The sequence below is a fragment of the Microcoleus sp. Pol12B4 genome (genome assembly GCF_036701385.1).
Lineage (GTDB): Bacteria > Cyanobacteriota > Cyanobacteriia > Cyanobacteriales > Microcoleaceae > Microcoleus.
On the sequence record NZ_JAUBQR010000053.1, the window covers coordinates 21,006 to 31,795 of the forward strand.

At 44.6% G+C, this 10,790-nt stretch carries 10 protein-coding genes and 1 pseudogene; 6 read left to right on the top strand and 5 right to left on the bottom strand.

The window, feature by feature from the left end:
- Position 1 precedes the first annotated feature (1 nt).
- Both QUA38_RS10130 and QUA38_RS10135 read right to left on the bottom strand, forming a co-directional pair.
- On the bottom strand, positions 2 to 2,242 hold the full coding sequence (locus QUA38_RS10130) for a WD40 repeat domain-containing protein (RefSeq protein ID WP_333161372.1): 2,241 nt from the start codon (positions 2,240 to 2,242) through the stop codon (positions 2 to 4).
- A 1-nt stretch (position 2,243) separates the two neighbouring features.
- On the bottom strand, positions 2,244 to 3,659 hold the full coding sequence (locus QUA38_RS10135; RefSeq protein ID WP_333161374.1) for an NACHT domain-containing protein: 1,416 nt from the start codon (positions 3,657 to 3,659) through the stop codon (positions 2,244 to 2,246).
- A gap of 296 nt (positions 3,660 to 3,955) precedes the next feature.
- Here QUA38_RS10135 and QUA38_RS10140 point away from each other — a divergent pair, with 296 nt between their 5' ends.
- From QUA38_RS10140 to QUA38_RS10150, 3 genes and pseudogenes are all read left to right on the top strand, one after another.
- Positions 3,956 to 4,588, top strand: coding sequence for an ATP-binding protein (locus QUA38_RS10140; RefSeq protein WP_333161376.1), 633 nt, complete (start codon positions 3,956 to 3,958; stop codon positions 4,586 to 4,588).
- A gap of 205 nt (positions 4,589 to 4,793) precedes the next feature.
- A complete protein-coding gene (locus tag QUA38_RS10145) occupies positions 4,794 to 5,426 on the top strand; it encodes an ATP-binding protein (protein WP_333161378.1) in 633 nt (210 codons plus the stop codon).
- Positions 5,427 to 5,480: 54 nt separating this feature from the next.
- Positions 5,481 to 5,648, top strand: a pseudogene (locus QUA38_RS10150) (response regulator); the annotation flags it as partial.
- 225 nt (positions 5,649 to 5,873) lie between these two features.
- On the opposite strand, the gene QUA38_RS10155 reads toward QUA38_RS10150, so the two are convergent.
- Positions 5,874 to 6,836, bottom strand: a complete 963-nt coding sequence (locus QUA38_RS10155) for a glycosyltransferase family 9 protein (protein WP_333161389.1) — start codon at positions 6,834 to 6,836, stop codon at positions 5,874 to 5,876.
- 172 nt (positions 6,837 to 7,008) lie between these two features.
- Between QUA38_RS10155 and ispD the strand changes: the two genes are divergently transcribed.
- Both ispD and QUA38_RS10165 read left to right on the top strand, forming a co-directional pair.
- Entirely contained in the window at positions 7,009 to 7,701 is a 693-nt protein-coding gene (ispD, locus tag QUA38_RS10160; protein ID WP_333161380.1) for a 2-C-methyl-D-erythritol 4-phosphate cytidylyltransferase, read from the top strand.
- 251 nt (positions 7,702 to 7,952) lie between these two features.
- Positions 7,953 to 8,603 (top strand): Uma2 family endonuclease, encoded by a 651-nt coding sequence (locus tag QUA38_RS10165; RefSeq protein ID WP_333161382.1) that lies wholly within the window; start codon positions 7,953 to 7,955, stop codon positions 8,601 to 8,603.
- Positions 8,604 to 8,678: 75 nt separating this feature from the next.
- Here QUA38_RS10165 and QUA38_RS10170 read toward each other — a convergent pair whose 3' ends face one another.
- The gene (locus QUA38_RS10170) at positions 8,679 to 9,416 is read right to left on the bottom strand and encodes an SDR family oxidoreductase (RefSeq protein WP_333161384.1); all 738 of its coding nucleotides are present in this window, start codon (positions 9,414 to 9,416) and stop codon (positions 8,679 to 8,681) included.
- A gap of 33 nt (positions 9,417 to 9,449) precedes the next feature.
- Entirely contained in the window at positions 9,450 to 10,217 is a 768-nt protein-coding gene (locus QUA38_RS10175) for an SDR family oxidoreductase (RefSeq protein ID WP_333161386.1), read from the bottom strand.
- 176 nt (positions 10,218 to 10,393) lie between these two features.
- Between QUA38_RS10175 and QUA38_RS10180 the strand changes: the two genes are divergently transcribed.
- Positions 10,394 to 10,729: an AraC family transcriptional regulator gene (locus QUA38_RS10180; protein ID WP_333161387.1), complete on the top strand. Its 336-nt coding sequence runs from the start codon at positions 10,394 to 10,396 to the stop codon at positions 10,727 to 10,729.
- Positions 10,730 to 10,790: the final 61 nt, after the last annotated feature.

A 10,790-nucleotide genomic window follows, 5' to 3' on the forward strand; every position in this document is an offset into this window, starting at 1 on the left:
CTCAGACCATCCCCTTTTCTAAATATTCAGTAATCCCTTCTAGCAGCAGGAAATATACGTTGCCGGATGTATCGCCTGCCACAATTGTGACTCCATCGGGTGCGATGGCGCAAGAGGCGATCTGGTTTTCACAGGTGAAATTAGCAATGACATTTCCAGTTGCTAAGTCCCAGACTTTGAGAGTTTTGTCTGTTGAACCAGAAATTGCCCATTTTCTATCAGCAGTGACGGCGATTGCTTTTACCAAGTTTCTGTGACCATGGAGAGGAAGCAGTTCCTTTGCAGTTAAATCCCAGATTTGGAGGATGTTGTCATCAGAACCAGAAATCGCCCGTTTCCCATCAGCAGTGACGGCTGCTGCTTTTAGCAACTGGCTGTGACCTTTGAGAGTACACAGTTCCTTTCGAGTTGTTAAATCCCAGACTTTGATGGTTTTATCAGATGAACCAGAAAGTGCCCGCTTGCCATCAGCAGTGAGGGCGACTGCATATACTGATTTGCTGTGACCTTCGAGAGTAAACTCTTCCTTTCCAGTGATTAAATCCCAGACTTTGATGCAGTCGTCATCAGAACCAGAAATCGCTCGCTTGCCATCAGCCGTGACGGCTACCGCATTTACCGAGTAGGTGTGACCTCTGAGAGTAAATTCTTCCTTTCGAGTAGTTAAATCCCAGACTTTGAGGGTTCTGTCCCACGAACCAGAAATTGCCCGCTTGCCATCCTCTGTGACGGCTACTGCATATACTGAGCTCTTGTGACCAGTGAGAGTAAACTCTTCCTTTCGAGTTGTTAAATCCCAGACTTTGAGTGTTGTGTCCCACGACCCAGAAATTGCCCGTTTGCCATCAACAGTGACAGCGAAGGCAGAGACTGATTTCCTGTGACCAGTGAGAGTAAACTGTTCTTTTTCAGTTGTTAAATCCCAGACTTTGAGGGTTCTGTCCCACGAACCAGAAATCGCTCGCTTGCCATCAGCAGTAACAGCTACTGCATTTACCGAATTGCTGTGACCTTTGAGAGTAAACTCTTCCTTTCTAGTAGTTAAATCCCAGACTTTAATGCAGTCGTCATCAGAACCAGAAATTGCTCGCTTGCCATCAGCAGTGACGGCGACTCCATATACTGATTTGCTGTGACCTTCGAGAGTAAACAGTTCCTTTCGAGTAGTTAAATCCCAGACTTTGATGGTGTTATCATCAGAACCAGAAATCGCCCGGTTGGCATCAGCAGTGACGGCGACTCCATATACTGAGTCGCTATGACCTTGGAGAGTAAATTCTTCCTTTCCACGGGTTAAATTCCAGACTTTGAGGGTGTTGTCCGATGAACCAGAAATCGCCCGCTTGCCATCACCAGTGACGGCGACTGCATATACTGAGTTGCTGTGACCAGTGAGAGTAAATTCTTCTTTTCCAGTGGTTAAATCCCAGACTTTGAGAGTTTTGTCCGATGAACCAGAAATTGCCAGCTTGCCATCAGCAGTGATGGCTACTGCATTTACCCAGTCGCTGTGACCTTTGAAAGTAAACTGTTCCTCTCCACTGGTTAAATCCCAGACTTTGAGGGTGTTGTCTTTTGAACCAGAAATTGCCCTTTTGCCATCCTCCGTGATGGCTACTGCATATACCCACTGGCTGTGACCTTTGAGACTAAATTCTTCCTTTCCAGTGGTTAAATCCCAGACTTTGAGGGTGTTGTCTTTTGAACCAGAAATCGCCCGCTTGCCATCCTCCGTGACGGCTACTGCATTTACTGAGTTGCTGTGACCTTCGAGGGTGCGTAGCAATCCCCTGCGAGGCGGAGTTAAACAGGGTGTCAAAGGACAAAACCAAGGTGCTGCTTTCCACTGCTTTGCTACCTCCAGCATTGCCTGAATTGGCGGAATGTTAAAGTGCAGCAAGCGCCCTAACAATTGCCCTGCCAATTGCGTCTTATCTCCATCCAAAATATCGGCTGATCTCCACAGTACCGCTTGAATCAAGTTCAGGGCTTTCGCTTTTTCGGGGTTGTATTCTGGGTGAGTTACTGATTCTGAATCGTCAACCAAATTGAAGTCATCAATCAGTGTCTGCACCCCAAACTCAGGATGCTGAATTTTTGCCATCAGAAAGTTAAAGTTAGTCAGTTTTTGATAATACTTTTCTAAATTGGCTGACTTGACATAATTTGGCAGTAAGCTGCCCAGATAAGCACGTTGATAGAAAAGTGGTTTGGCCGCTAACTTGTCAGCAAATTCTCCCATCTCAGACCATCCCCTCTTCTAAATACTCAGCAATCCGTTGATTTACTTCCCGAAAAATTCTCCGCTTTGAATCCATCTCCCGTTTGCATTTCAGAAAGTCAAGGAAACTAGCATGATAGATGGTATAGCAGATTTCTCCGTCTACATTCTGCTTTTTCAAATACTCAACCCACTCATCTTCTAAAACCTTTCCCACATCGCATTCATCCACCTTGGCAATTCCAGCAATCATCTCGCAGGGAATCGGCGTGCCAATCTCTAGTAAAATATACAAGACAATCTCCATCAATTGCCCTGGCTTAGCATCCATGCCCATCCCTAACCAATGGTTTTGATAATATTCTTGCAGCCCGTCTGGCAATTGCTTTAAACTCAAGTCATTGTAATCGCCATTAGCGATGGCTGGCAAAACATAGCGCAAGTACATAAAATTGTTTTCGCTTTTGTTGGTCAATTGCTCGACAAAAGTTGTATCGGGAATGTTGCGACTTTGAATCCAGTTTTTCAGTCCATTATTATGGTCAGAATCGGTAGTGAGAACAAAGCGAATATATTCTTTGATATCATCCTGATTGAAATCAACATACTGGCTATCTCTTAAATCTAACTCTTCTTCGGTAACATCTACTAACAACCGCTTTTTATCGAGGCTATAGGGTCGCCTAGTCAGCAGAAAATATACGTTATTTGGCAGATTCTTCGGTAAATGTAAAAGATTTCCTCCCGGTTCTTGTTCCACTTCATCCAGTGCATCAATTGCAATTACCAAACGTTCGCCCGCCGTGAGTTTTCCCGCCACCTGTGCCAGTAAAGTTGGTAAATCAGCGTCTTCTGAATTTGGCAATTGATAACGGTCAATTAATTGCCGCCGAATGCTCTTCAAAAACAATTCTGGTCTGTTGCGGCGTTCGACGAGAATATTGAAATAGCAGGGAGATTTATGTTCCCAGACGTATTTGGCAACGATCGAGCTTTTGCCCATTCCCGCATCCCCGACGATCGTAAAATAACCGTGAGGATTTTCGGTGATAAATTGCTGAAAAGTCTCAAAAACAAATTGGCGTCCGCAAAACCTCCGAATTTTTTCTTCTATTAACGATCTAAATTCTTCAGGGTAGGGGGCAACTACTGGGTCTGGTTTTGGATAATACTTCTGTTTTAATTTTATAAACAATAAATTTAATTTTCCGGCACCTTTTTGGTCAAGAAGTTGAGGAAAACTATTGCCAAACCTCATATAAATCTCTCCCATCCGCTGTTTTACAGCAGCTTCGGTTATGCTGAATTTTACTGAAAGCTGTGCCTGATTGAGGGGTGCTCTTTCAGGAGAGGAGAGTGCTGCTAATAATGTTTCGGTGTGTTCCATCGATAATCCATGTCTCACTGATTCGCCTCTAAGGAATTCTTGCCAATCCATCTAGGTTAACCCCTAATTTAACTTTATTACAACTTACGCCTCATGCACTTAAATCATCCTGAGCCTTGCCAAGGATCTCTTAGACGGCTGGGATGCTTCGCAGTCCTGAGCCTTGCGAAGGATAGGGACTCTGCATGACAGTAGTTTAATTATACCTTGACTATACTTTGATTATACCGGCCTCTAATAGACCTAACTTTATACCTCTGGTCAACTTCACTCAATTAAAGTGATGCGATGATTTGATCAGAACGCAGACAAGCAGTTAGTGATGATAAACAAGAGAGGTCAGTCAAATGAATTTTAAATTATTCGGAAACTCGCACCGTGACGAAGATTATAGCAAAATGGATGAAAATCCGTCACTTGGGATAGGTATAAAAATTATTAGCCAAATTGCCGATGAGCTTAGTTATACCCACACTTCTGACCGTCGAAACTGTCTGTTAATTGTAAAATATTTTCAGCCTGTACTACCTCACCCTAGCACTCAAGCTGATTGTTTTAAGCGAGCGACCGATACTTTAAACATTTTCAACTGGCTGAAAGAGCAAAAAACTAGCCAATCCGATCGAAGTTCTAACCAGCCACTGCAAAAAATTACTCTGCAACTCAATAGTGATGTGGCCACTGTCACTCAAGTTTTATGGTGGGTCGAACAGTTTTTAGAGAATCTACCACTTCCCGAAGAAGTTTTGCAGCTTTGTAAACTTGCGACAGTGGAGGGGTTTATTAATGCTATTCACCACCACAAAAATATGCCCTCAAACACTCCTATCGATCTTGCGATCGCAGTTTTTAACGAACGCATAGAAATTCAAATTTGGGATTGGGGAAAGCCTCTTAATTTCCCAGGAGGCAAAGTTGCAGTTGAACAAGCGCAAGCAAAAGATACCTTCGGTTTAAAGGACATGGAATTTATGTTTTAGCAAAAATGACTATATCTGCAAATCATTCTTTAATTAGTTCTGCATGACTAGGATCGATAGGTTTTAATCTCCTGCCCGATTTGCCCTCAACATCATGGCATATTGAAAATTAAAACTCACATTTTCTGGCATACATTCTCCCTTTTTGCTTCAGTAGGATATCTGTAGAAACAAAAACCATCAATATTTAGCAGAGAAAACCGTTATGAACTCTAACTTAGAAAATTCGCACCGTGACGAAGATTTTAGCGAAATCGATGACATAGGCAAAATAGGTATAAAACTTATTGGCAAAATAGCCGATGAGCTAAGTTATACCCGCACGTCTGAGGGGCGAAACTGTCTGTTAATTGTAAAATATTTTCAGCCCGGTATAGTACCACCCCAACCTAGCACTGAACCTAGTATTTTTAAGCGTGCGATCGACGTTTTACACAGCTTTAACTGGCTTCAAGAGCAACGAAATCCCCAATCCTATCCAAGTTATAACCAGCCATATCCACAAATTTTTAAAGTTCAATTAAAGAGCGAACTCCAGGCGGTTACTCAACTTTTATGGTGGGTCGAGCAGTTAGAGCCTCTACCCATTCCCGAAGCAGTTTGGCAGCTTTGTAAGCTTGCTGCGATCGAGGGTTTTTCCCATGCTGTTCGCCACGCCCACACAAATCGGTCATTGGAAACTCCGAAAATAGAACTGGCGATCGCAGTATTTAACCAACGCCTAGAGATCGAAATATGGGATTGGGGCAAGCCTTTTGACCTCAAGACCAAGCTGAAAGAAGAGTTGCCCGAAAAAACTCTGTTTAGTTGGAACGACCTAGCCTTTACTCTTCACTAAAGCTGTTCTGAAATTGCCAGTTTTCTCTTGACAACAGAAAGAAAGTTTTTTGTGATGATTACCGATACTACTCCCAAGATTTTAGTTGTGGATGATTACCCATCCATCCGCAATTTAATTCATCGCTTTTTTAATCATAAATATCAAGTATATTTGGCAGCAGATGGCCAGACTGGTTTAGTATTGTTTGAGAAATTAAACCCACTGCTAGTAATTCTCGATTGAAATTTGCCGGATACTACTTTAGAGCTTTATAGCTCGATCAAAATAGGTAAAAACCGATGGTGAAAGCTGAGGGGGCGGAATGTGGCTGACAGCACATGATGGATGATTGGGAAGACTAACATCCAGTTTTAGATGCCCGATTTTCCTCGTCCTCCTGGCCTCGAAACCAGCTAAATTGTAGGGACACGGCACGGCCGTGTCCTGACTTAGATATCCTAGTTTTCAGCCGCCCCAAACCTTCTTCAAAACATCTTGAGGAGAGATGTCTGCCATTTTGCCAGTAGGAGATTTAATGCCCAAAAATCGATCGCTCTTTGGCAACAATTTCGCCGGTTCAGTCGGGCCAAACAAAGCTATTGTATAAGTTTGAACCGCCACAGCTAAGTGCATCGGCGCACTGTCAGTACATATCATCAAATTAGCAGCAGCAATGGTGGCAGCCAACTTGCCGACATCATCCGGCGAGATAACTTTTACATTCGGACATGACTCGACTAACTTTGTCACGAAGTCTGCATCTTCGGGCCCTTTCACAACAACAACGGGCAAATTCGGCTGCCGCTGCTGACAATCTTCAATTATTTGCTTCCAGTTGTCTGTAGGGTAAATTTTGTCAATACCTTTAGACACAGCTAATTGACTCGAACCACCGTGAATTAGAATGTAACCGCTTTCTTTGATTCCCAACCGCTGCTGTTCGGCTTCCGCCCACTGAATGTCTTGTTTAGGTACATTAATTGCTAGTGGCGGACAAGGATTTGTAATGTTAAATCCTTGCAGCAAATCATGGTACATTGAAGCCGCGTACTGTTCAGTTTTCAGCGGTACGGCAGCCGTGAGAAATCGAGCGCCGTTGGTTCCCGAATAGCCCACTCTCTGCGGAATGCCGGTCAGCCACAGCAGCAGCCCTACAGTCCACCGCTGGCCGAGGGAAATAACTGCTTCGTATTCGCGATCGCGAATTACGCCCAGTAAATTGCCCAAATCGGCCATAGCGTTGCGGTCTTTGAAATTGTACGTCAAGACTTCTTTGACGGATTTGCAGACTCGGTAAGCACCCTTTGCCCTCGGTTCCACGATGACATCAATTTGCGCGTCGGGATAAGACTGCTTGAGGTCATCAAGAGTGGGGAAAAATAAAATTTGGTCGCCAATCCCGCCAGGGGCAAGTGCTAGTATTCGCATCATAAACGATCGGGCTATTATTGATCGAGGTAGCTCTCAGAGATCGGCTCTCAACTATCAGCTTATAGTATTTCTAGACCTTAAAAGCTACTGGCTGACAGCTAAACAACTGACTCAAAAGTACAGGACGCTCTTATTATATATATCTAGTTGGGTTAAAAACGGTTAGTAAATGCACTTATTAATTCCTGCAGCGGGTTCGGGGCGACGGATGGGGAGTCAGCGGAACAAACTGCTGCTGACTTTGCTCTCTAAACCTTTGCTGAGTTGGACTTTGGCTGCTGCTGAAGCTTCGCAGCACATTAGCTGGATTGGCATCATGGGCCAGCCAGACGATTTTCCTGATTTTAAAGCAATTGTGAGCGATTTATCTTTGGTCAAGCCCGTGGAACTGATTCAAGGAGGGGCCACCAGGCAAGAGTCAGTTTACAATGGTTTGCAGGCTTTGCCCCCCAATGCCGATCGAGTGTTGATTCACGACGGCGCGAGGTGTTTGGCAACTGCTGAATTGTTCGATCGATCTGCCGAGGCCCTCTTGACCTGTCCGGGCTTGATTGTAGCCGTCCCGGTGAAGGATACGATTAAGGTCGTAGATGAGCGTCGGATCGTGCGAGACACCCCAGACAGAAGCAATTTGTGGGCAGCCCAGACTCCCCAAGGATTTGAAGTGAAATTGTTAAAGCAGTGTCACGAAGAAGGGCGACAGAAAGGTTGGGAAGTGACAGACGATGCGGCTTTGTTTGAAAAATGCGGTTTACCCGTGCAAATTGTGGAGGGAGAAGAGACAAATTTGAAAGTCACGACGCCCGTTGATTTAGCACTAGCTGAATTTATTTTGCGGCAGAGAACAGATAAGAACAAATAGAAGTTGTTGACTATTTTTAAGAACAGGCAAGATACCCGTTCCACAATCCATAATTTTATTAATTGTGGAAGAGGCATCTTGCCTGTTCCTTTGCACGGGTTCTGGGGCCTGTTCCACAATCAATAATTTGTTAGTTGTGAAACAGGCATCTTGCCTGTTCGTTCCACAATCAATAATTGGTTAGTTGTGGAACAGGCAAGATGCCTGTTCCTTATGTTATCTTATAAATCTCATAGCTGGAAGTAAAAAATATGATTTCTGTTGCGCCGATCGCACCACCGTTACCCATAGGCGAACAGCGAGTGGTGTTTAGAAATATTACTTGGCAGGGTTATCAACAACTGCTACAGATTTTGGGCGATAAACGAGCAGCTACATTGATATTCGACCGAGGAATTTTAGAAATTACCATGCCTTTAGAAGAACACGAATTTTCAGCACGCTTAATCGAACTTTTGATTCGGATTTTGGTAGTAGAGCTAGGTTTAAAAATCAAAACAATGGGTTCGACAACCTTAGAGCGATCGGACTTAGAGCGGGGTGCAGAACCAGATAATGCTTATTACATCCAAAATCAGCCCCTCGTAGCCGGTCGTACAGTAGATTTAGCCACTGATCCGCCACCCGATTTAGTAGTAGAAATAGATATCACCCATACTGATATTAACAAGCCTGCTCTCTATGCCAGTATGGGAGTACCGGAGTTTTGGCGGTACAATGGTAGAGAATGGCGAATTTATAAGCTAGAGAACGATGAGTATTTGGAAGTATCGGTCAGCCCGACTTTTCCGATACTTCCGAAGTCCAAGCTCTACGAATTTTTGGCAGCAGCGCAGCTAGATGAGGTAGAAGCAGAGGTGAATTTACGCAACTGGGTGAGAGAGATGGCGAAATCTAACTAGCGAATTGGGCATTGGCGATCGCCAGATTACAAGCTTCATCACACCGTATGTTCGAGAGAGAAGTTTCCTGTTTCCTTAGTAAGGGCTTGCTGTTGGTCTGACAATAATTTCGCTAACATCAACATCGTCAGGTTGTTCGATCGCAAATACAATCGATCGCGCGATCGCAGCCGCAGGAATAGCTATTTTGCGGAATTCTTGCATTCCCAATATTGCAGCTTCATCAGTGATGCTCTCGGCTAACTCAGACTCCGTTACTCCAGGAGAAATCACCGTCACCCGAATGTCGCCCCCAACTTCTTGTCTCAAGCCTTCTGAGATTGCTCCAACGGCAAATTTAGTAGCACAGTAAACAGCAGCAGTAGGAGAAACCGCGTGTCCGCCGATCGAGGAAATATTGATAATCTGACCAGACTTTTGGGCTTTCATCACAGGAAGTGCCGCCGCGATGCCGTACAAAACACCTTTGATATTGACATCAATCATGCGATCCCATTCCTCAACTTTCAGTTGTTCGAGTGCGGATAGGGGCATGATGCCAGCATTGTTAATCAGGACATCTACGCGATCGAACTTGCTTTGGGCGAATTGAACGAGATCCTCCATTTGACTGCGTTGCGTCACATCGAGAGCCTGGTATTCGACTGTTCCACCCTCCGCACGAATGTCCTTGGCGATCACTTCTAGGCGATCTGTGCGACGTGCGCCTAAAACAACTTTTGCGCCTTTTTTGGAGAGCAACTTAGCGGTGGCTTCACCGATTCCGCTACTGGCTCCAGTGATCACAACAACTTTATTTTCAACGTTTAACATGGTTATTTTTCCTTTTCTTAAGGTTGACTTGAATTAAAGAAACTGACCGCCAGAGACTTCGATTCTCTGTGCATTCACCCATCTGTTGTCTTCCGATAGCAAAGCCGCGATCGCACCACCGATATCATCAGGAAGACCGACGCGACCCAAGGCAGTTTGCGAAGCGATAAAACTGTTAATCTCAGGATTGTCACGCACCGCACCGTCATTGAAATCCGTTTCAATTGCGCCTGGGGCTACCACATTCACAGCAATCTGTCTGTGTCCCAGTTCTTTCGCCATGTATCGGGTCAAAACTTCGATCGCTCCCTTCATGCTTGCGTAAGCTGCATAGCCAGGTAAAGCAAAACGGGCAAGCCCAGAGGAAATATTGACTATCCGTCCTCCATCATTGATCAAAGGCAGAAGTTTCTGCGTGAGGAAGAAAACGCCCTTCAGATGAATATTCATCAAGCGATCGAAATCATCTTCCGTCGTATCAGCAAAAGACGCATAAACACCAACACCAGCATTATTGACGAGGAAATCAAAATGCTCTGTCTGCCATTTGTCTTGAAGTGACTGCTTGACTTGTTCCGCGAAACCGTCAAAGGTTTTAGTGTTTGAAGTATCCAGTTGCAAGGCAACGGCTTGAGATCCGATCTCGGCGATCGCAGATACGACATTTTGGGCATCCTCCTCGCTGTTGTGATATGTCACGATGACATCTACTCCTTTTTTGGCAAGGGTCAAAGCCGTATTTTTTCCAAGTCCTCGGCTCGCCCCTGTTACCAATGCGATTTTTGTCTTGTCTTTGGTCATTGCCTTATCCTTTTACTGTTTGATTCAGATGTGTTCATCCTATGAGTAAAAGCAAGGGTTTTGAATACACAGACCTCGCAATTTATTGCCTAATCCTCCAAAGCCCTCTTTTAGGAATGGCTCAAGATGCTCTATGATGAGCAAAAGGAAATGGTTAAATCAATCAAAATACTAGCATGGCGATTGAAATGCTCAACCAAGTAATAAACCAAGATGCGATCGGCAATCAGTGTCAAGAACTGGCGGCATTGCTAACTCGGCACACCGACAGCAAAGGGAACGGTTTTCATAAAACAGAGATAGACAAACTGGAATTTATGCGAGAATCTTTTGTTCCCGCTGCACTGCACGGTGTCTATCAACCTGTTCTCGGCATCGTCATTCAGGGCAAAAAAGAAGCGTTGCTGGGTGAGGAAACCTATCGTTATGGCCAGGCTCAATATCTTGTGGTTTCGGTTGAGTTGCCGATTAGCGGATTTGTTGTAGAGGCTACCCCCTGGAGTTTAGACTAACAAGGGAAAGAAAAGGGAGCCTGTGATTGGCACAGGCTCCCTAAAGGCAGAAAATTGAGAA

What these genes read in the sequence shown, in the direction of transcription:
- QUA38_RS10130 (WP_333161372.1), bottom strand. Translation starts at nt 2,242, where the DNA reads ATGGGAGAATTTGCTGACAAGTTAGCGGCCAAACCACTTTTCTATCAA.
- QUA38_RS10135 (WP_333161374.1), bottom strand. Translation starts at nt 3,659, where the DNA reads ATGGATTGGCAAGAATTCCTTAGAGGCGAATCAGTGAGACATGGATTA.
- QUA38_RS10140 (WP_333161376.1), top strand. Translation starts at nt 3,956, where the DNA reads ATGAATTTTAAATTATTCGGAAACTCGCACCGTGACGAAGATTATAGC.
- QUA38_RS10145 (WP_333161378.1), top strand. Translation starts at nt 4,794, where the DNA reads ATGAACTCTAACTTAGAAAATTCGCACCGTGACGAAGATTTTAGCGAA.
- QUA38_RS10155 (WP_333161389.1), bottom strand. Translation starts at nt 6,836, where the DNA reads ATGCGAATACTAGCACTTGCCCCTGGCGGGATTGGCGACCAAATTTTA.
- ispD (WP_333161380.1), top strand. Translation starts at nt 7,009, where the DNA reads ATGCACTTATTAATTCCTGCAGCGGGTTCGGGGCGACGGATGGGGAGT.
- QUA38_RS10165 (WP_333161382.1), top strand. Translation starts at nt 7,953, where the DNA reads ATGATTTCTGTTGCGCCGATCGCACCACCGTTACCCATAGGCGAACAG.
- QUA38_RS10170 (WP_333161384.1), bottom strand. Translation starts at nt 9,416, where the DNA reads ATGTTAAACGTTGAAAATAAAGTTGTTGTGATCACTGGAGCCAGTAGC.
- QUA38_RS10175 (WP_333161386.1), bottom strand. Translation starts at nt 10,217, where the DNA reads ATGACCAAAGACAAGACAAAAATCGCATTGGTAACAGGGGCGAGCCGA.
- QUA38_RS10180 (WP_333161387.1), top strand. Translation starts at nt 10,394, where the DNA reads ATGGCGATTGAAATGCTCAACCAAGTAATAAACCAAGATGCGATCGGC.